The organism is Pareuzebyella sediminis (assembly GCF_008367235.1).
GTDB lineage: Bacteria > Bacteroidota > Bacteroidia > Flavobacteriales > Flavobacteriaceae > Pareuzebyella > Pareuzebyella sediminis.
Genome location: NZ_VTZS01000001.1, coordinates 689,169 through 710,433 on the forward strand (window position 1 = coordinate 689,169; position 21,265 = coordinate 710,433).

Sequence of the window (21,265 nt, forward strand, 5' to 3'; positions counted from 1 at the left end):
AAAGTAAGGGGGAAGCCAGAAGATGTTATAGGTAAGATGATATTAATTTAGTATGGCGTAGGGTGTGATTTTGGCCAACATTGATTTTAAATTTACCTTTGTGCGAAGAACTAAGGTGAATAGCACGTCTTAGAAAAACTGAGAAAGTTGGCTCTTTCTTAATATCACTATTCATATACGATAAACAATGGCGGGAAATACTTTTGGCAATCTTTTTAAACTTACCACTTTCGGGGAATCACATGGGGTCGCGATTGGTGGTGTACTGGATGGTTGTCCTTCGGGTATCGAGATTGACCTACAGGCGGTTCAAAACGATCTTAACCGGAGAAAACCGGGCCAATCGGCTATTGTTACCCAAAGGAAAGAACCCGATACCGTGGCATTCTATTCCGGTATTTTTGAGGGGAAAACGACGGGAACGCCAATCGGTTTTGCCATTCATAATACGAACCAAAAGTCAAAAGATTATTCCCATATCAAAGATTCGTATCGCCCGTCGCATGCAGATTATGTCTATGATCAAAAATATGGATTTCGTGATTATAGGGGAGGAGGACGTAGTTCTGCACGGGAGACGGCGAGTAGGGTAGTGGCAGGGGCCATCGCCAAGCAGTTTTTATCTTCCGTCAATATCAAAGCTTTTGTCTCACAAGTTGGCACTTTAAAGCTTGAAACGCCATATCAAGAGCTTGATTTCAACTTGATCGAGTCAAACCCTGTTCGTTGTCCTGATACGGATATGGCGATGGAGATGGAGGAGTATATCAAAAAGATAAGAAAAGAAGGAGATACCGTCGGAGGAGTCATTACTTGCGTAGCACAAAACGTACCTATTGGCCTGGGAGAACCTGTTTTCGATAAGTTACATGCGGAACTCGGAAAGGCGATGCTTTCTATTAATGCCGTTAAGGGATTTGAATATGGTAGCGGTTTCGCAGGAGTACAAATGAAGGGTAGTGAGCATAATGATCAATTCAAAACCGATGGAACTACGAAAACCAACCAAAGTGGCGGTATACAGGGCGGTATAAGTAATGGCATGGACATTTATTTCAATGTGGCCTTTAAGCCCGTGGCAACCCTTATACAACCCTATGAGACCATAGATAAAGAAGGCCAAAAGGTGCAGGCCAAAGGCAAGGGAAGACATGACCCTTGCGTGGTTCCAAGGGCGGTTCCCATTGTCGAAGCCATGACCGCATTAGTCTTGGCAGATTACACTCTTATCAACCGAACCATAAAAAAATAATCGCCCAGAATTAATTATACGATGGAGTTTTGATAGTTCTTCTTAAAATGCAATCCGGCCCTGGTTATAATATGGCTTTCGACTGCGAATATCACATTTTTGATCATTTTTTTCTACGGTATTCTTAACTATCAGAATTTCTTTGTAGAAACTATTTTCATTGCTCATTTTACCTTTCTTCCTTCCATTCAAAAATAGTATCTTACCTGTCAAAAGGATACTTCATGCGTAAATTAGAACTGCATTGGCAAATATTGATAGGAATGGTCGCAGGCATTCTTTTCGGCTTCATAATGACCCTGTTTGATTGGGGTCCCAAATTTGTTCAAGACTGGATAAACCCCTTGGGAACTATTTTCGTAAAACTTTTGAAGCTAATCGCCATACCGCTAATATTAGCCTCTCTGGTAAAAGGGATTTCGGATTTGAAGGATATTTCAAAGTTCAGAAATATAGGTTTGCGTACCATTGCCATCTATATCGCTACGACCATAGTTGCTATAACTATAGGCCTTGTTCTTGTGAACCTTATCAAGCCTGGTAATGGTATATCCGAAGAAACCATAGCTAAATTGACGGAAACGTATTCCACGGATAGTGGCGTTACCTCAAAACTGGAAGAGGCTTCGAGACAAAAACAAAGCGGTCCTCTACAATTTTTAGAGGATATGGTTCCTGACAATGCGTTCGCCGCCCTAGGAGACAATAGTTTAATGCTGCAGGTTATATTTTTTACAATCTTTTTGGGTATTTCGATGCTGTTGATAGGAGAGAAAAGTGCAAAACCCCTTAAGAAGTTTTTTGATTCTTTAAACGAGGTGGTTTTAAAAATGGTCGATTTGATTATGTTAACCGCTCCAATCGCTGTTTTCGCTTTATTGGCCAACGTCGTAGTCTCTTCTGGCGACCCCGATTTGCTCTTGGCTTTACTTAAGTATTCAGGAGTAGTAGTACTCGGGTTATTATTGATGATTGTTTTTTATAGTATTGTGGTCGCTTCATTTTCAAGGTATAATCCACTAACTTTCCTTAGCAAGATAAGTCCTGCGCAACTGTTGGCCTTTTCCACAAGTTCAAGTGCGGCAACGCTACCTGTAACTATGGAAAGGGTTGAAGAGCATATAGGGGTACATAAGGAAGTTTCAAGTTTTGTATTACCGGTAGGTGCCACTATTAATATGGATGGTACAAGCCTCTATCAAGCCGTTGCGGCCGTTTTTATTGCAGAAGCACTAAACTTTGACCTCACCCTTGCTGGTCAGCTAACCATTGTATTGACGGCATTGTTGGCCTCAATTGGCTCAGCTGCCGTGCCTGGGGCAGGTATGGTGATGTTGGTTATTGTGCTTGAAGCTATCGGTTTTCCTCCTGACAAGTTGGCTATCGGCCTTGCTCTAATATTTGCCGTTGATAGACCCCTAGACATGCTTAGAACCGTAGTCAACGTAACCGGTGATGCTACTGTGGCCATGATAGTGGCGAAATCAGTAGGGAAAATGGGGGAGCCCAAAGTTAAAAATTGGGACGATCATCTCGAGGAGGTCAAATAGATAAAAAATACCTCTACCTATTTTTCGGCCCGTTTGTCCAACGCGTCGTTTCATCAATTCATCTAATCTTTGAACTGGCGGTATTTCGACATGGTGAACATATAGATACCATAACATACCAGACCGGCCGCCACGACTCCCATTAGCCATGGGCCAGAGCTATTTTCCTGAAGAAAGGAAAAAGCTTCGGCCGTTCCCTTTAGTTCTTCTCCGGATCCCGTTGGTCGCATGGCAGCTTTCGCAAAAAAGTACGCAATGATGCAAGTTAAAATTCCTCTGGAAATAAGGCCCGCATACCCCATATTCTTAATGAACTTTCGTTTGGTGGCATCTGCCATGGATTTAATATCGAATTTTTTTAAAAAGTCGCCCTTATATGCCTTAATAAATTGATAGATACCCTTAATACCTAGTGCAACTGCCAACCCTAAGAAAATAAATTTTCCGGTTTCCCCTGTCAACATTGAAGAACTAGAACCACCCCCAGAGCCCGAAGGCTCTTTAAAAATATCAATAATGGCAAAAAATCCTAATCCCAGGTAGAGTAATCCACTAATAAAAAAGCTGACGCGTTTGACGACGCCCTTTGAATCATTACCAATATGTTCCGGATCTTGGATACTTTGAATGAATCGCCATACGGCATAACATATAAGACCAATGCCCATTACGCCCAATAAAACCTTTCCAAAGGGTTGTTTCTCTAAAAAATCAAGTATTTGCAGTTTGCCTGCTTTTTCGCCCCCTAAATTGAAAGCGGCCAAAAAGGCCAACACTCCAGTTAAAGCATATACCAAACCTTTGGCAATAAAGCCCGCAAAGGCCATTCTTTTGATGTTATCATCCATATCAATTGATTATGATATAAGAATAATTATAATCAATGATTTGGATGGCCCCCATCACTTCTTTTTTTGACCAATATGAAAATTTCGCCGCTCCTTTTTCGAACTAATCCAAAAATTTGGCTCGTAATTCAGGAGTAGGTACCATGCACTGCGCTTTCCGGCCGAACCACCGATACCGGTATTTTGCGACCAGGTCATACACCATATTCCGCAGGGAGACGGGAATCCAACGAAACAAGGCCAAAACACTCCACGCGCCACCCACTTCTTTCGATATTTCCATAGCGGCTTCCGATTTCACGTAATAGGCGGTACCAGGATCAATTAGGATAATAGAATCTATTTTCGAAGTGTCTATATGACGTTCGTCAACCAATTTTCGGCCTATTTCACTTTGAAGTGCCGCAAAACGGAATACATCCTTTTTATCACGTTTGATTATATCTTGAATTGCGTTGTTACAAAGATTACAAACGCCATCAAAAAGAATGATTTTTTTCTTTTTCATAAATACAAAGGTATGAATGGCAGTGCATAATTAAACAATTTAATTATAAGCCGTCCAAAAAAGTATTAAGGTCGGTTTCCCTACCCAACTTGAGCTTTTTCTTCAAACGGTATTTTGACTTTAGAATACTATCGGGAAGTACGTTCAGGGTAGCAGCAATTTCCTTAGTAGTAAGGTTCATCCTCAAAAATGCGGCAAGGCGTATTTCCTTCTCGGAGATATCTGCGTATAAGGTCTTTAATTTCTGGTCAAAATCGTTGTGTACTTCTGCAAAATACGTCTTGAAAATCTCCCAATCTTGATCCGATGCGTTCTCTTTTTTGAGTAGCATTACCATTCTTCGGAACTCCATCTTAAACTTTTCTGGAGAATTTCTGATATTTTCAAGATTATCCATCAGTTCTTGTATGAACGTATTTTTCTGAACCAGATGCAGGGTCTGGCTGGCGAGTTCCTTTTTTTTATGCTCAATTTCCTTTCGATATATCTCTTCCTGTTTTTCTTGGGCCAATTTTTGTTTCTTTATGCGTTGTCGGAACACGAAATACAAAAGTCCAGAAATAAGAAGCAATGAAATCATTCCTACTGCATACAAGGTCTTGGTCAATTTATCAACCTTCGCCCTTTCGTTCAAGGTTCTGATTTCCTCTTGTTGAAGTGCAATTTCCGCTTCTTTTTTTTCCGTTTCATAAATGGTCTTCAGTTCTTCGATTTGTTGCGATTTTTTGGTAGTGTAAATACTGTCACTTATTTTGTAGAACCTTTTATAATCATCGTAAGCCAAATCAGATTCATTTCTGCTATTTCTAATTTCCGCCCTTGTACCAAGAGCATCCCGCAATGTGGGTAGTGCTCCAATATTTTCTGCTACGGCGATGACTTCATTAATATTTTTTAAGGCCGCATCCATATTATTTTCTGCCATATCAAGTTGTGCCAATTCGTAAAGGGCTTGTGTATGGTTCAACTTAATGTCTTGTTGCCGTGATAGGGCCAATGACTCCTCCAGAAGTTTTCGTGCCTCGTAATACTCACCGTTCATAGTACGTAGTCTGGCCAAGTCTTTTAGCGATTGAGAAATCATGGTCTGAACGTTCATTTCCCTTGCCAACAACAATGACTGCTCAAAATAAGCCTCAGCCCCTTTGTTGTCTTCTAATTTTTCGGCCGCTATTCCGGCAGTGTTTGCGGCGTATCCGAGATATATCTTGTCATCATTTGTCCGATAGATTTCCATCGCCTTTATAGCATATTTCAAGGCAGAGTCATAGTTCTGTTGTTCAAACTCGATGTCGGCCAATTGTTTAAGAGCGTCTCCCGCCCGCACTTCATCCTTGATGTCCTCAAAAAATCGCAGGGCCATCAGGGTATAATCCAAGGCAAGGGTATATTGACCTTTTTCAAAATAGATTCCACCCAGCACCTCGTATTCCGAACCCCTGAGGTCAAAATTGCCAAGGTCCGTTTGTTGCCTGTTCTGGTCTGTGTACATGTCTAGAATACGCTGTGTCAATAATATGGCCTGATCGAAATTTCCTTTTTCCCTTTCTATGGTTGCCAACGAATGAAGCGCAAATATTTGTCCGCGGATACTGTTGATACTCTTGAACCTATCGAGCGCCAGATTATGATAGTATGCTGCCGAATCATTTTTCGATTGATTGTAGTAATAGTTGCCGAACTGAATAAAGCCATTGGCCACTCCTTTTTCGTATCCGATTTTTTTTGAAAGTTCATATGCCTGTATGGCATATTTATGGGCTCCCTCCGGATCCATGAACATCATCTTTTCATGAACTCTTGACAACACTTGGGCTTTCAGGGTATCATCTGGAAGCGATTTTGCCCTTGTAATTAGGCTGTCCAATTCTTTTCTACGGTCTTGCGCATTGATGATCGTTACAATGCAAAGTAGCGAAATAAGGATGAGGTTTTTTGGTTTCATTCATGTCGGTTAAAGCAGCTTCAAGATAAGTAAAATGGATAGGTCAGGAAAGCACTTAGTTCTACATAAAAAGGTAGTCGTCCATATACTGTCCATATGTTTTGTCCCGTCATATTATTTCATTTGAAATATATTATATTGATAATCAGATATATATTATAATTTTTATCTACTTCAAAAAGCACGTTGTCCATTGTTCAAGTATAAGCCTTAATACTGATTTGTCCATACTTTGTCCATGGACAAAATTAGGTGAAAGGAGTGTTTTGGGCCTACATTCGAACAAGTTGAATCCAATACACCAAAAATTATGAAAAACAAATTATGTTCACAGAAGAAAAGCTTGATTCTTTTAACTAGCGTCATTATTTGCTTCTTGGCTTCCTGTAGCAAAGACGAGGCGGGGGAGGCCGAGCCTAAGACCAACCCTAATGCCCAGGAAATCGATGATATAATCGCCAACCTTAGTTACGATGCCTCGGCACTTTTAAATGTACAGGATACGGGTGGTGCATCATCGGAACGCACTTTAAAAAGGGAGCAACCATCACAACAGGGCCCTACTCAGGGAAATATCAGGACTTGTCTGACCCAAGAATATAGCCTAGAATCAAATTTTGATGATGTTGCCGTTCTGAGACCAACTAATGGAATTATTTGGCCGGGAGCTTTGGTCATTGGCAATGAAGGTATGCTAGACGGTGCGCCTGACCCATTTACCTTGGCCAGGGCACCTTTAACGTTGAGGTTAGATCTACCGGGTATAGGTGAGCAAGGAAATCTTAAGATAGATAACCCTTCAAATTCTTCGGTACAATCAAGTATTGACGGAGCTCTCGAGTGGTGGAACAATAATGCCTATCAAGACGGGTATGTCAATGCCTCTAACTCTTCCTATCAGGCCACCACTTCATATTCCTCAAAACAACTTAGTTTAGATGTCGGCCTAAACCTGGAATGGGCTACTGGCTCGGTAGCATCACAACTTGAATATGAAAGTTCATCCACCAAGCGTGTTGCAGCCATGGTATATAAACAAGTCTTTTATACAGTTACCATGGATACCCCTTCGAACCCATCGAGTGTCTTTGGTACAAACGTAACTACGGAACAAGTAGAGAAAGCTATAACGTCGAATACGCCTCCAGCTTATATTAATTCGGTTTCTTACGGTAGAATTATCATGTTCCGTATGGAAACTACGGACTCCAGAACATCTATTGACCTGGATGCCGTTTTGGAATATGCCGGGGGAGTTAATGCGACGGGCACCATTAATTCGGAATATGACGAGGTACTCAAAAATTCAAGCATTACAGTGGTGACCATCGGAGGGAACGCAGAGGTGGCCTCGGAAGCAATTAACGCAGCTGATATAGAAGCCGGCCCAGGTTCGCTAAATCATATCATAACCGGAAAAAATGCGGTCTATAGCAAAGATAATCCAGGGGTACCTATCGCATATACCATTCGGTACTTAAAAGACAATACGTTTGCAAAAATGGGATATACTACCGAATACAACATTGTCGAATGTGACAATTACGCTTTTGAACATAAGAACGCCTATATCAAAAAGGACTTGAGCCAGAAAATGAGATTCCGTTTTACGTATAAGGAAAGGGGAACCGAAAACTTCAAAACCGGCAAGTGGACGGAAGTCACAAAAAACAAAGTGAATACAGCGGCCAAACCACCTGCTGGAGCTCATGACGTTAGAATTCAGTTTGAATTCCTAGATGTTTTTGTCTGGACGACCATGGGCGAATTTCACCTCGATTACATAAGAAATGATACGTATTTTGAAGGATTCTGTTCCGGATTTCTATGCACGAAAATCAATGTTCGAAAATTATAGGTGTTTCCCGTATACAATTACCAAAACCGAACAGAATTAAAAGTATTTGGCAAATTGGGGCCCTAAATACTCGGGGGAACATATTTAGGGTTTTGCAGTCGGCTTCCAAGATTGGGTTCAACAACTTGGGGGTCGGCTGCCTTTTTTAAGCGAACGAATTCAGAAGAGGTGGTCCGCGCTAGCGGTATGTACAATAAGAAGTGTTGGGGTAATATTATTACTTTTTTCGCTCTACCAATTCTAGCTGGTCGACGCTTACATTGGTAGTAAACATGCCATAGTTAACAATAGCCTTGTCTTTTTCAAGACTGTCGATACTACCGACGGCCTTGCCATCGAGAAGCCGAACACGGTCACCTATTTCTAATATAGGTTTTGGAATCGACTTTTGCTTTTGTACGGCTTTTTTCTTTTCGATTTTCTTCTTTTCCCGAATACCTTTTACTTCTTTCCGAACCTCTTGTGCTACTTCGGCTTTTTTTGTTCTTTCCGCCTTTTCCTGTTTCGCGGATTTTCTTTTTCGCTTGCTATTCTCGGTTTCTACAATACGTAGAAGCTCCGATACCAGAGCTCGCTTCTTTTTGTCTTTAAAATATCTGTTGGCGACCTTGTCTATTTTTGCGCCTAGGTGAATCATTCGCTGATCATGGTCATACAGCTCTTGATAATTCTCAAGTTTTGATTTTATTTTTTCATTAAGCTTTTCAAGCCTTTGGGCCTCTTCCTTTGCTTTGGTTTCTTCCTCTTGAAGCCTTGAGCCCGTCTGCACCATTTTACTGCGTTCTTTCTGCAATTTGGCTATAGTAGCGTCAAACCGGACCTTTCCACGTTCTATCTTGTGTTTTGCTTTATTGATCAAGGAATAGGGAATCCCGTTTTTCTGGGCTACTTCAAAGGTAAAAGAACTACCTGCCTCGCCCAATACAAGTTGAAAGGTCGGTTCAAGAGTGTTTCCATCAAAGAGCATATTGGCGTTTGTCGTATGTGGCAATTCGTCGGCAAGGGCTTTCAAATTTGCGTAGTGTGTGGTAATCACTCCATACGACTGACGCTCATAGAAAACTTCCAGAAACGCCTCCGCAAGCGCGCCTCCCAACTCAGGATCGCTGCCGGTGCCAAATTCATCGATTAAAAATAAAGTATGCGCATCGCATTTTCTTAAAAAGCGGTTCATGTTCTTCAAGCGATAGCTATAGGTGCTCAGGTGATTTTCAATGGATTGGTGGTCCCCGATATCGGTGAGAATTTTATTGAACAAACAAACAGAACTTCTTTCATGAACAGGTATTAAGAGTCCTGATTGAAGCATTACTTGAAGAAGACCAATGGTTTTTAAAGTGATGCTTTTCCCTCCTGCGTTTGGCCCTGAAATAACAATGATACGATTTTCAGGATGCAATTCGATGGTCTGAGGATAGGTCTTTTCTTTTTTGGCCTTATTGCTGAGATATAGTAGCGGGTGATAGGCATCACGCAGGTACAGTCGCTGATTGAAATTTATTTCTGGCAGAAGGGCTTGAGTATCTACCGCATATTTGGCCTTGGCAGCAGTAAGATCCATGTGGCTCAAGAATTTTTGATAATCGCCTAAAAGATTGGCGAAAGGTCGAAGAGTGTTGGTCAATTCGTTAAGTATACGCTGTACTTCTTCTTTTTCATCGAATTCGAGATTATGTAGTTCACGACTGTATTTTAGCGTGGCTTCGGGTTCTATATACACAATGCTACCCGTTTTGGAAGTGCCCATTACATTTCCTTTGACCTTACGGCGGTACATGGCCTTGACCGCTAAAACCCTTCTATTTTCTACCACGGATTCGCGAATATCGTCCAGATAGTCGGAACCTGCATAGGTACTAAGTGCCGCTATAAAACTTTGGCCAATCTTGCCCTTCACCTGGTTCATCTGTTTCCGGATATTGAAAAGGGCATCGGAAGCCTTGTCTCTTACTTCACCAAAGCGGTCGATGACCTCTTCAATTTGAGTGGTTATAACCACATTAACCTCCAGTTGGGCCGAAAGCTCGAAGAGCAAAGGATAATATTCCTTGAATTTTTTTAAAAACTTTTGATGCGTAGCTACCGTCCCACATAGGGAACCAATCTTTCGAAAACCGCCGATTTCCAAAGTTGTATTATCAATCTTTAAGAGTTTTAACTCCGCATTGATTTGATCAAAACCATGATTTGGAATACGGTTCTCGCTAATCAAGGAAGAAAGGTACTCGGCCGTCTGTTGTAACAATGGCATAACCTCCTCTGAGGTTTTAGAGGGTACGATTTCCAAGGCTTTTTCTTTGCCCAACTCGGTAGTGCAACGGGCGGATACCTGTTTCAATACCGTAGGAAATTCTAAATCTTGCAGTGTTTTTTTATGTATAGATACCATACCATGCTACAATGGAGGGCAAAGGTAGCGAATCGGTTGAAAAAGTGCTGTGCTATTTAAGACAATGCGTAGATACGTTCTATTTTCAATGGAATCTGTACGTTGAACGAACCGGCATCTTCAGTGAATTAATATCAATTAAGGCGTGGGTGGCTTGTAGACCCAAGAATTACTTAATGAGTCTGCCCATAACTGAGCCCTTTACAAACGATTGACATTAATGGTGTCGTTACTTTTCAAGACGCCTTCTTTCTTCATTAAAAAAGAATAGGCAAGTCTATCGATTCCAAAAAATGTAAGGCTACTTAGCTATACCCCATGAATACGGCAACTATGATTGAAAGACCGCACAATAATAAAATAAGTAGGGTGGGAACAATAGCAATTCGCAACCATTTATTGTAAGGTATGCCACAGACCGCCAATACAGCCATTAGAGCTCCATTGGTGGGAACTATCATATCCATCATAACAGCTCCGTATTGGTAAGCCAACACACAAGTTTGTCTGGTTACACCTATCAAATCGGAAAGTGGAACCAAAACCGGCATGGTCAAAACCGCCTGACCGGAATAGCTTGGAATCGGGAAATGGAGTAGTGTATGGGAAATCATCATCAATACGGCCGATACGGTCGGAGGAAGGTATTGTAAGGGGCCGAACAGGGTATGTACTATCGTATCTATAATCATACCTTCTTTTAACACCAAGCCGATACTATTGGCCATTCCGATTATTATAGCGGCGAAAATCATTTCCTTAAAACCGGCCAAGTACATGTCCCCGGTTTTGTTGAGACCCAATTTCCCAATAAGACCGGCTAGCAATCCCAGGGCGAAGAAACAAGCCGATAATTCATTAAAACCCCAATCAAACATCAACATTCCATACACTACAACGGCAAAAGTGAGGCCCAGTAGGGCTAAAATTATTTTGCTCCCCACAGTCATGGGTTGGGGGGACGTTGAAGCTTCTTCTTTATCGATCCGGTGTTTTTTCGCATAGCGCAACAGATACCAAACCCAAACCACGAATACCAAAGCGAGTATGATAACCCGAAATTCGGCCCCGGAAAGAAGCGGTAGCCCAGCTTCTTTTTGCGCAATAAGCACAGCGAAAGGATTAGAGGGACTTAGGGAACTCCCCAGTACGGTCGAACCGTAGCTCATATAAATGACCGTAAAGACATCATACCCCAAGCTTTGGCCAAATAATATCAAGATGGGAATCATGGCTATTACTTCTTCTTGCATGCCAATAGTGGCCCCGCCCATCATAAAAAGAAACGATACAATAACTAAAGCCAAGGTCTCCCTGCCACTTAGGAGATGTACTAATTTACCAAGGCCCTGAGCAAAGGCACCCGTTTGCTCAATGACATAGAACGATCCCCCAATCAATAAGATCAGAACAATCGTTTCCGCCCGGCCGGCAATGCCCCGAGGCACGGCGAGCATCAAATCAAATGCAGATAATCTTTGACCTTCTATTTCTTTATAGGAATCACCGATCACCGTAGTGATACCTGACTCCTTGTCAACAATTCTTTCGTAAGTCCCTTGCGGTAAAATATAGGTTAGTACCCACGCGAAAAATATAAATGCCACGATAATGACGAAAGCGTTGGGGAATTTTTTCATTTCAGGATTGGGTTTGGTGGTATCCCAATGTAATAAATATCGGAATGCGATCTACTACAACGGTCATTATAATTTCACTCGGTAAAAAATTGGAATAACATCGAGAATCACGTTTCATCGGGATAGTTGTGTATCCAAAAAAAAAATTAGAATTTCACTAAAAAATAATATATTAGACTCCAGACATTGTCATGCAAACATAGCACTAAAACACTATGGACAAATGAAATCATCTTTTTTAAAGACTATCTTGGTCTTTTCGTTTTTTATAATTTATACCGGTGGATTGGCGCAAGTAACCGAAATTATCGTTCCTGATAGTACGGCAAAAATCGACAATAGATTAAAGTTTGGTATGGGCTTTGGGCTTAGTTTTGTCGGCGGCACGAATATTGGACTATCACCGAACCTGATTTATCAATTGAGCGATAAGTTTAATATCGGAGTAGGGGTACAGGGAAACTACACCGCCATCAAGGATTTAAAGCAAACTACGACCTTAGGGGCCAATCTTTTCACGGAATACAGGCCGCTAAAACGCCTGACTACCTTAATAGAATTTGCCGAATTACACGTTTCGGAGAAAACCGAGACCCCTACCGAAGTCAAGGAAAGTTTTTGGGAGTCCGTACTTTTTATCGGAGCGGGCCTCAACATTACGGATAAGATAGCCTTGGGTGCCAAATACAACCTACTGTACAAAGAGGATGAAAGTGTTTACACAAGCCCGATTATTCCTTTTGTGAACATCACCTTTTAACTTTTCACGGTAAGGCTGTGAAGGTAATTCTGCTTACCTTCTTTACATGTTATATCTTAATTCTAGACTTTAAAGAATCGATATCTCAAAGAGGGAAGCTGTATTAAAGCTTCAAAATTTATGGGCCATCGGTTTATAAGTAGTTTGGTTGAGTGCTTTATCAGGCAATTGCAACACACGTCAAAACCTTTTTTCGGCCATTCGTTGCAAGTCCGAAGTTGGCACCACTACAATTTCAAAATCGATCACACCCAAGAGTAGTTCCTCTTCCGTGAGGACCTCTACTTCCCACAGACCTTCCTTTACATTGCTTTTATAAGTATATCCTCGATATCCGCCATCACGACCTCCGGTAATTTCATATCCGATATCTTCAACAATTTCCCATTCTTGGGTATTCGAATTATACCATTTCCAGCGATGAAATATGGATTTTTCTAAGGCGGTAGGGGCAAATATCGAAGAAAAGACATATACATTTTCATTTGGACGATAGGCATACCTTAGCTTATGGTCCCTCCAAAATATGAACCACTCATCCTTTTCATAGGAGACTATATACTCCTTATTTCTTACTTCGATATTATGGGCCACTATACCTGCATCTAGGGCCAAAGGTACCGGAGGTATCATTTTTAAAAAATAAAAAAGATTGATCAATAAGTAAATAATGGCCACAAGACCGATAAGTTTGGCTAGATTAATTTCAGCTCTAGTACTAGGGCTCACCATATAAATGAGTATGATCAGAAATAGCGTACATCCCAAACTTATCGCTCCCGAAATCAAGAAAATATCCATATTTATTTTCTTTAGAAAAACGGGTATCATAAAAGTGAAAAAGGTTAGGCTAATAAAGAAATACACGCTAAACTGTAAGTATTTGTTGGATATACGCTTTTTCAAAAACTCATTGGCCAATAGTAAAAAAATCAAAATGACAAAAAATGAGGCTGTCTTGGACAAGGAAACACTCCTAGAGAAATAAATAACGTAGGCGCTTGAAAGTCCACCAAAGAAAAACTGAATGGCTAGCGGAAAATATTCTTCAAACCGCTCTAGAAACGTATTTTTCCATCGTCCATCGTCCGCAAGATTGTAGAGATATATTGTAACTGTAAGGCTGGTCATATGTAAGCACAAGACCACTAGGTCATACGTTCGGTCTATACGACCAAGGGTAAAGGAATCAAAAATAAAACCCCCAATAAAAAATAAAAGGGGGGCATATTTTTCATGCTTTCTGATAAACTTACGGAGTTTACTGTTTCTAAACCGAACCAAAGTCCTTTTCATGGAATTCTATGAAAAATGTGTATGCAAAGAAATGAAAAGGACAAAGAGAAATGGATCTTTTCGGACTTTTTTGTACCTGCAATTCAAATAACACCCTTTAACGAAGGTATACTCGGTAATTTTATGACCCAAACCTGATTACCCTCATACAAGGACAATGGAACTTCGAAATTCACACAATTTGTAGTAATTTGCACGGTACAAAAAAACAATTCCCATGCAAAAACCCCAATGGCAAACCGCCATAGCGTTCGAAGATATTACCTATAAAAAATGTGATGGTGTGGCTCGAATTGCCTTTAATCGGCCCAATGTTCGCAATGCTTTTCGACCCAAGACAACTAGTGAGTTAATTAAAGCCTTTTATGACGCACAGGAAGATACTTCGATAGGTGTAATTTTACTTTCGGCCGAAGGGCCGTCGACAAAGGATGGAGTGTATTCGTTTTGCAGCGGGGGTGACCAGAAGGCCAGGGGAGAAAAGGGGTATGTGGGTGAAGATGGAATGCATCGTTTGAATATTCTCGATGTGCAACGTCAGATTCGTTTTATGCCCAAAGCGGTCATTGCCGTTGTACCCGGTTGGGCCGTTGGAGGTGGTCATAGCTTACATGTGGTTTGCGACTTGACATTGGCCAGTAAAGAGCATGCTATTTTCAAACAGACCGATGCCGACGTGACCAGTTTTGACGGTGGATATGGCTCGGCTTATTTGGCCAAAATGGTCGGACAGAAAAAAGCCCGTGAAATTTTCTTTCTCGGCCGTAATTATTCTGCTCAGGAAGCATATGAAATGGGGATGGTGAATGCCGTGGTTCCCCATGAAGAGTTAGAAGAAACCGCCTACCAATGGGCCCAAGAAATCTTAGCTAAAAGCCCTACTTCTATAAAAATGTTGAAGTTTGCCATGAACCTAACAGATGATGGAATGGTGGGGCAACAAGTTTTTGCCGGAGAGGCGACACGCCTGGCCTATATGACGGAAGAGGCCAAAGAAGGAAGAAATGCCTTTTTAGAAAAGCGAAGGCCCAATTTTGGAAAAGATAAATACCTACCATAAAAGTTTCAATCTGAAGTATCATTTGTATGCGTTATCAAAAGCAAAAGCAACCGTGAGGTTTTTGTGATACTTAGTGCCTACTTTTAGTATAATAATTTATAATTATGAAGGCCATCCTCTTTTTTTCAGTTATACTAATTCTTTTCCTTTCGTGCTCCTCCGATGAAGTAACATCGACAAATGAAGTAGGCATGAGTGAGATGGAAAAGAATGAAAATGGTGAAGTCAAGCCCTTGACGGGTGATTTTGTTGAAGATACACATCCGACCATGGGAAAAGCTCAAATAAATATTGAGAGAACAGTATTAACCCTCACCAACTTCAAAAGTGATGACGGGCCGGTTTTAGAACTCTATCTCGCTAATGATTTAAAAGCTTCAAAGTATATTACTTTAGGTGAACTGAAGGGATTGGATGGGAATTACACTTATGATCTACCCAAAAATATTAATCTTGAGACGTACAAATACCTTATGGTCTGGTGTGTTGATTTTTCAGTAAGTTTTGGCCATGCGGTCTTGGAATAAGCAAATCGTTTAGGTGATGGTACGAACCAAAAAGGGCCTTTCCATTTCTGGAAAAGGCCCTTTTATCGAGAACACTATATGAAAATGAAAAAATTAACTACTAATTCTAAACTATACCATAAACTTAGCGGGATTTCCTTTTAGGTGAAAATTATTGTTGTGAGATAAGTGAGGTTTGTGGTGTAGGTCTAAGAATATGATATAGAAAGAATTATCCTACTCCAAATACAATGCTAATCGATAGATGCAATGATGCCCGCCAAAAAAGAGTTTATGTCAAATTCCGGTTCTTCTGCCAACCCTGTTCGTACTACCACTATATCTTTTGAAGGAAGAATAAATACCCGCTGCCCTTGAAACCCATTGGCCGAATACATATCCTTGGGAACGTCCGGATACTTTCCTCCAGCGTTCAACCAGAAGTGGGCCCCGTAAGTACCGTTCGAACCTTCGGTAGGTGTAGTAATATAATCGACCCAGGTTTCGTCGAAAAGTTGGGAACCGTTCCATTTTCCCTTGTTGAGGTATAGTAACCCAAATTTCGCCCAATCTCTTGTAGTCGCCCACGCATAGGATGATGCTACAAAATTACCTTTCATGTCCGTTTCAATAATCATTGAGTTCATCCCTATCTTATCGATTAGCGCACTGTACGGAAAATCAAGATATTCTTGCAACGAACCGAAACGTTTCCGCAACAGTCCTGATAACAAGTTAGAAGTTCCCGAGGAGTAGTTCCATATTTCGGTGGGTGGTGCGATACTTTGCTTTTCGGCCTGAACTGCAGGCATATCACTGGCAAGAAAAAGCATTTGGGTCACATCTGAAATGGAAGTATAGTCTTCATCCCATTCCAAACCACTTTGCATGCGAAGCAAATGGTTCAGGGTTATTTTTTTTCTCACATCGTCTTCCCATGCTGGTACGGGGGCTGCCATATTGAGATCCAATTTATCTTGATACTCAAGAATACCATACAAAGTAGCCAAAATACTCTTGGTCATACTCCATCCTAATATAGGGGTATCCTTAGTAAAACCTTCGGTATAACGCTCGGCCACAATATGGTTTTTATAAGCGACCAAAACGGTTCTAGTCTTTTGAATTTCAGGCTGTATAAAGGCCGTTTCGACCGCCGATTCTAGCGCATCGTAGTCGATATTGGCAAAAATCGTATCCGTCTGCTCTTTATCGCCATATGGGAAGGAACAAGGATTTTCACTGTGCTGTCGATGGGGCACCGGAAAGGTGCTACTTGGTTGGTAGGTATCGTTCACCAACATACAACCTATCCCTTCATGACAAACTGTTTTTCGTTTCATCAAGCCATATATCGAAGCTGTAGTGCTTAAACCATTATTTTCTACTTTGGCCAGGCTTATCAACGGCATATTATTGTCATGCTGAAGTACTGATTCTGGGCTCCTTCCGGTTATGAATACCGTAGAAGCCATATTCTTTGATGCGTAACCCGAAATGATATTGAGTTTAGGGTATTGTAAAAAAATGACGACCCCTAAGAATAGTGCTGGTATGAGCCAAAGAATTTTTTTTATTTTCATAAAAATATGATAGTGGTGTTGAAAAAGAAACATCGTAAAAATAATTCAATTCACGGAACAGTAAATCTTATTTTATAAATTGCCCCTATGAAAGTACTTGTACCTTTAAACATTCCCGATGCCGGTATTGAGCTTATGAAAAAGGCAGGCCTTGAAGTGACCAAATGGACCGAAGATCTGCCTATGACCAATCAGCAATTGAACCAAGCGACAAAGCAACATGACGCCCTCTTAAGCACGGGTAATTATAGTATCGATGAGGCATTCATAAAGGATAACCGACATTTGAAAATTATCTCTCAGTTTGCGGTAGGTTATGACAATATTGACTTAAAAACAGCAACGGAACTGGGTATTCCAGTAGCCAATGCACCCAATGCCATGACCGATGCTACCGCCGATATTGCGTTCGCACTTTTACTCGCTGTCTCTCGAAAAATGTGCTATATGCACAAAAAGATAGACAAGGGTGAATGGAGTCATTTTCGTCCACAAGCCCACTTAGGTATTGAACTGAAGAATAAAACGGTCGGTATTTTTGGGTTGGGGAGAATCGGGCTTGAGTTTGCCAAACGTTGCAAAGGGGCCTATGGTATGAAAATTCTTTATTGCAATCGAACCGATAATGACAAAGCGGAAAAAGAATTGGGAGCAACCAAAGTTTCATTTGAAGACCTTTTGAAATACAGTGATATTATTTCTGCGCATTGTGCCCTGACAGAAGAAACGACCCATAAATTTGATATGTCGGCCTTCAATAGCATGAAAGAGTCGGCCATTTTTATCAACACTTCGAGGGGGCCGGTTCATCACGAAATGGATTTGATCAATGCCTTAAAAACAAAACATATATGGGGGGCGGGGCTCGATGTGACCGACCCTGAGCCAATGAAATCCAACAATCCGCTATTAACTATGGAAAACGTAGCTGTAACTCCCCATATCGGATCGGCAACGGTCGAAGCACGAAATCGTATGTCGATCTATGCGGCAAGTAATATTATAGCCCTTTATAAGGGAGAAAAAATACCGTATCAGGTTCATACCTCATAGCGTGCAGCGTCGATAATTTGTTGGGGATGTTACCTTCGTTGAATCATAGATTGTAGGGTATTGTTATCATATGGGTACGATGGGATTATGAAACTTCTAAAAAGCTAGCTTTAAAAGACCTTCTTATGAAACCAATCATGCAAGCCAAGGTTTTTATAGTACTTGTTCTGCCTTTTCTCTTAGTTTGCTGTGGCGGGGCGGATAAAGATTACATTTGGAAAAATAGGGAAGTAACTGTTTCTGCCTATAATTCGTTAGCCTCGCAAACCGTAGGAAACCCTAGTGTTGCAGCATGGGGCGATACTTTAGTTAATGGTATGAGGGTGGTTGCGGTATCACGCGATTTGATAGGCTTAGGATTAGGCTACGGTACTCAGGTTAAAATAGAAGGTCTTAAGGGCATTTATCAGGTCAAGGATAAAATGCACTCAAGATATCGAAACCGTATCGATGTTTTTATGGGCAAAGACCTCGAGAGGGCAAAGAACTGGGGCCAAAAGAAACTGACCATAGCCTACAGAGTAAAACGCGATACGATAAGAAGCAAATAATTATGAAGAAACTACTACTCGTTGTATGTGGAATGATTTATTTATGGAGTTGTAAATCAAGTAAAGAAGCCTTCAACCCACCTACTATTATCGATACCCCAATTAAATTTAATGAACAGCGAAGGGAACTTACACTGCAATATATGAGGGAAAGGTATGGGCTGGAAAAAGAGGAGCCGACCATTGTTCCAAAAATGATTGTGCTGCACTGGACAGTAATTCCCACACTTAAGCAATCTTTCGAAGCCTTTGACCCTCCCACCTTACCAGATTGGAGACCAGATATAAAAGGCGTTAGTGGTCTTAATGTGTCTTCCCAATTTTTAGTGGATAGAGATGGTACCATTTATCGCTTGCTTCCCGAAACTACGATGGCAAGGCACGTAATAGGTTTAAATCATTGCGCCATAGGAATTGAAAACGTAGGCGGTACCGAAGAATTACCCTTGACTACGGCTCAAGTTCATTCTAACATACAATTAGTCAATTATTTAGCAACTAAATATGATATAGATTATTTAATAGGGCATTATGAATATACGCATTTTGAAGGTCATCCCCTATGGCTAGAAAAAGATGAAGATTATCGCACCCAAAAGACGGATCCAGGGGAAGATTTTATGCAAAAGGTTCGTGAAGCCACCAAAACCTTTAATTTTGAACCTGTACCCGACAAATAATATTTATTATATGAAAATCAAACTAGGCGTTTTGGCCTTATTCTTTATGCTTTTTAGTTATGGTCAAAACCAGACCATTACCGCTTCTCTCTACGAAACCTATGATACCTATAAAGAAGCTGCTCTTGACAAGCGCCGCATAAAACATAGCGAATTGCAACCCTTAATCAATAGATATCGTGAAAACCCTGATTTTGAGGTGACCAAGGTTGGGGAATCTATAGAAGGCAGGGATCTTTCTTTGATCAGCATAGGGAAAGGAACAACCGATGTTTTTCTATGGTCGCAAATGCATGGAGATGAACCTACGGCTACACAGGCCATGTTCGATATTTTTAATTTTTTGGCCAGTGACGACTTTAAAAATGAAAAGAATACAATTTTAGATTCGCTTCGACTACATTTTCTGCCTATGTTGAATCCGGATGGGGCGGAAGTTTTTCAAAGAAGAAACCGATTGGGCATCGATGTAAATAGAGATGCCCTTCGTCTGCAATCTCCAGAGGGAAAGACCTTGAAAAGAGTAAGGGATAGCCTAGAGGCGGCGTTCGGTTTCAACCTGCATGACCAAAGTACCTATTACAATGCCGAACGCACCGAAAAACCTGCGACAATTTCGTATCTCGCACCCGCCTATAATTATGAAAAAGAAATAAACAAAGTACGTGCGAATGCAATGAAGGTCATTGTTTTCATGAACAACATCATTCAAAAATATGCTCCAGGCCAAGTAGGTCGTTATAACGATGACTTTGAGCCCCGGGCATTTGGCGATAATATTCAAAAATGGGGTACCAGTGCTATTTTAATCGAATCGGGTGGATATCCTGATGATGTGGAAAAGCAAGAGATACGAAAGTTAAATTACGTATCGATTCTTTCCGCGATTTACACCATAGCCGAAGAAAGTTACAAGGACATTCCCTTAACAGACTATGAAAAAATTCCTGAAAATGACAGAAAATTATTCGACCTAAAAATTGAGCGGGCTACCTATGAACTCTTGGGAGAATCGTACATGCTCGACCTGGGCATTAATAGGCTTGAAGTAGACAAGGCAGATCATAACGATTTTTGGTACAGCAGTCGTATTTTAGATCAGGGCGACCTATCTACTTATTATGGTTATGAAACTTTTAATGCCTCTGGATATACGATAAGACCAGGAAAGGTTTATCCTCAAGTAGTACCTTCGCAATCCGAATTGGAGAATTTGGCAATGGATTCCCTTTTACGGTCCGGTTACACCTATGTGCGTTTGGAAAACATTCCCAATGAACAACTAGAATCCACTTACCCGGTACACCTTATCGGTAAAAAATATAAAGTCCCGGAATTCAATTTGGAAATCGGTATAAACCCTACATTTCTTCTAGAGAAAAATGGAAAAATCGAGTATGCCGTAATTAATGGGTTTCTTGTCAATGTAGAGAAACCCTTCAATGCTAATCTTAAAAATGCCATGATCTACCGATAGCCTTTTACACTAGGAACAGCTTTAGTAGCCGAAACGAATCACGGTATGTGATCCATGAAGGGCCAAAAGCACATACGAGTAAACTATTAAGGTGACGATAATTAAAAATAGGGTCAGGGCGGTAACTTTAGACCATCTCGGCATTCCGTTCAAGGCCGTGTTGCGAACTATTACATTGAGTACATCCATAATTTCTAGCTTTACGATTATTCATAGCTGTTCGTATTTAAGGATGTAGGTTTTTGATAAGAACTTTGGAGTGCTCTCACTCAGTAAACAAATATTCGGCCATAAACCCTACCGATCGTA

18 protein-coding genes are annotated in these 21,265 nt (G+C 40.9%); 10 read left to right on the forward strand and 8 right to left on the reverse strand.

Features of this window, described 5'->3' with window-relative positions; translation table 11 throughout:
* Positions 1–187: 187 nt before the first annotated feature.
* Both aroC and F2B13_RS02730 read left to right on the forward strand, forming a co-directional pair.
* Positions 188–1,252: a chorismate synthase gene (gene aroC, locus F2B13_RS02725; RefSeq protein ID WP_149303049.1), complete on the forward strand. Its 1,065-nt coding sequence runs from the start codon at positions 188–190 to the stop codon at positions 1,250–1,252.
* Between the two features lie 224 nt (positions 1,253–1,476).
* Positions 1,477–2,802, forward strand: coding sequence for a dicarboxylate/amino acid:cation symporter (locus F2B13_RS02730; protein WP_149275747.1), 1,326 nt, complete (start codon positions 1,477–1,479; stop codon positions 2,800–2,802).
* Positions 2,803–2,864: 62 nt separating this feature from the next.
* Here F2B13_RS02730 and F2B13_RS02735 read toward each other — a convergent pair whose 3' ends face one another.
* The 3 genes from F2B13_RS02735 to F2B13_RS02745 form a co-directional block, all read right to left on the reverse strand.
* Entirely contained in the window at positions 2,865–3,650 is a 786-nt protein-coding gene (locus F2B13_RS02735) for a DUF1206 domain-containing protein (protein WP_149303051.1), read from the reverse strand.
* Positions 3,651–3,753: 103 nt separating this feature from the next.
* A complete protein-coding gene (locus F2B13_RS02740; RefSeq protein WP_149303053.1) occupies positions 3,754–4,158 on the reverse strand; it encodes a thiol-disulfide oxidoreductase DCC family protein in 405 nt (134 codons plus the stop codon).
* Between the two features lie 43 nt (positions 4,159–4,201).
* Positions 4,202–6,103, reverse strand: a complete 1,902-nt coding sequence (locus tag F2B13_RS02745; protein ID WP_149275750.1) for a tetratricopeptide repeat protein — start codon at positions 6,101–6,103, stop codon at positions 4,202–4,204.
* Positions 6,104–6,413: 310 nt separating this feature from the next.
* On the opposite strand from F2B13_RS02745, the gene F2B13_RS02750 reads away from it, so the two are divergent.
* Complete coding sequence (locus tag F2B13_RS02750) at positions 6,414–7,961, forward strand: thiol-activated cytolysin family protein (protein ID WP_149303055.1); 1,548 nt, start codon at positions 6,414–6,416, stop codon at positions 7,959–7,961.
* Positions 7,962–8,178: 217 nt separating this feature from the next.
* On the opposite strand, the gene F2B13_RS02755 is transcribed toward F2B13_RS02750, so the two are convergent.
* On the reverse strand, positions 8,179–10,350 hold the full coding sequence (locus F2B13_RS02755) for an endonuclease MutS2 (RefSeq protein ID WP_149275752.1): 2,172 nt from the start codon (positions 10,348–10,350) through the stop codon (positions 8,179–8,181).
* A gap of 305 nt (positions 10,351–10,655) precedes the next feature.
* On the reverse strand, positions 10,656–11,990 hold the full coding sequence (locus tag F2B13_RS02760) for a YfcC family protein (protein WP_149275753.1): 1,335 nt from the start codon (positions 11,988–11,990) through the stop codon (positions 10,656–10,658).
* Positions 11,991–12,213: 223 nt separating this feature from the next.
* Between F2B13_RS02760 and F2B13_RS02765 the strand changes: the two genes are divergently transcribed.
* Positions 12,214–12,750, forward strand: coding sequence for a hypothetical protein (locus F2B13_RS02765; RefSeq protein WP_149275754.1), 537 nt, complete (start codon positions 12,214–12,216; stop codon positions 12,748–12,750).
* A gap of 180 nt (positions 12,751–12,930) precedes the next feature.
* On the opposite strand, the gene F2B13_RS02770 is transcribed toward F2B13_RS02765, so the two are convergent.
* Positions 12,931–14,046, reverse strand: a complete 1,116-nt coding sequence (locus tag F2B13_RS02770) for a DUF2914 domain-containing protein (RefSeq protein ID WP_149303057.1) — start codon at positions 14,044–14,046, stop codon at positions 12,931–12,933.
* A 217-nt stretch (positions 14,047–14,263) separates the two neighbouring features.
* Between F2B13_RS02770 and F2B13_RS02775 the strand changes: the two genes are divergently transcribed.
* Positions 14,264–15,106, forward strand: coding sequence for a 1,4-dihydroxy-2-naphthoyl-CoA synthase (locus F2B13_RS02775; RefSeq protein ID WP_149275756.1), 843 nt, complete (start codon positions 14,264–14,266; stop codon positions 15,104–15,106).
* Between the two features lie 191 nt (positions 15,107–15,297).
* On the forward strand, positions 15,298–15,633 hold the full coding sequence (locus tag F2B13_RS02780; RefSeq protein ID WP_198439795.1) for a DM13 domain-containing protein: 336 nt from the start codon (positions 15,298–15,300) through the stop codon (positions 15,631–15,633).
* A gap of 233 nt (positions 15,634–15,866) precedes the next feature.
* On the opposite strand, the gene F2B13_RS02785 is transcribed toward F2B13_RS02780, so the two are convergent.
* The gene (locus tag F2B13_RS02785) at positions 15,867–17,195 is read right to left on the reverse strand and encodes a serine hydrolase domain-containing protein (protein ID WP_149303059.1); all 1,329 of its coding nucleotides are present in this window, start codon (positions 17,193–17,195) and stop codon (positions 15,867–15,869) included.
* Between the two features lie 87 nt (positions 17,196–17,282).
* Here F2B13_RS02785 and F2B13_RS02790 point away from each other — a divergent pair, with 87 nt between their 5' ends.
* From F2B13_RS02790 to F2B13_RS02805, 4 genes are all read left to right on the forward strand, one after another.
* A complete protein-coding gene (locus F2B13_RS02790) occupies positions 17,283–18,248 on the forward strand; it encodes a 2-hydroxyacid dehydrogenase (protein ID WP_149303061.1) in 966 nt (321 codons plus the stop codon).
* A 125-nt stretch (positions 18,249–18,373) separates the two neighbouring features.
* On the forward strand, positions 18,374–18,799 hold the full coding sequence (locus F2B13_RS02795) for a 3D domain-containing protein (protein ID WP_232622990.1): 426 nt from the start codon (positions 18,374–18,376) through the stop codon (positions 18,797–18,799).
* Between the two features lie 2 nt (positions 18,800–18,801).
* Entirely contained in the window at positions 18,802–19,479 is a 678-nt protein-coding gene (locus F2B13_RS02800) for an N-acetylmuramoyl-L-alanine amidase (RefSeq protein ID WP_149303063.1), read from the forward strand.
* A 10-nt stretch (positions 19,480–19,489) separates the two neighbouring features.
* Positions 19,490–20,956, forward strand: coding sequence for a M14 family zinc carboxypeptidase (locus F2B13_RS02805; RefSeq protein WP_149303065.1), 1,467 nt, complete (start codon positions 19,490–19,492; stop codon positions 20,954–20,956).
* A 21-nt stretch (positions 20,957–20,977) separates the two neighbouring features.
* On the opposite strand, the gene F2B13_RS20340 is transcribed toward F2B13_RS02805, so the two are convergent.
* Positions 20,978–21,145: a hypothetical protein gene (locus F2B13_RS20340; RefSeq protein ID WP_198440069.1), complete on the reverse strand. Its 168-nt coding sequence runs from the start codon at positions 21,143–21,145 to the stop codon at positions 20,978–20,980.
* Between the last annotated feature and the right edge of the window lie 120 nt (positions 21,146–21,265).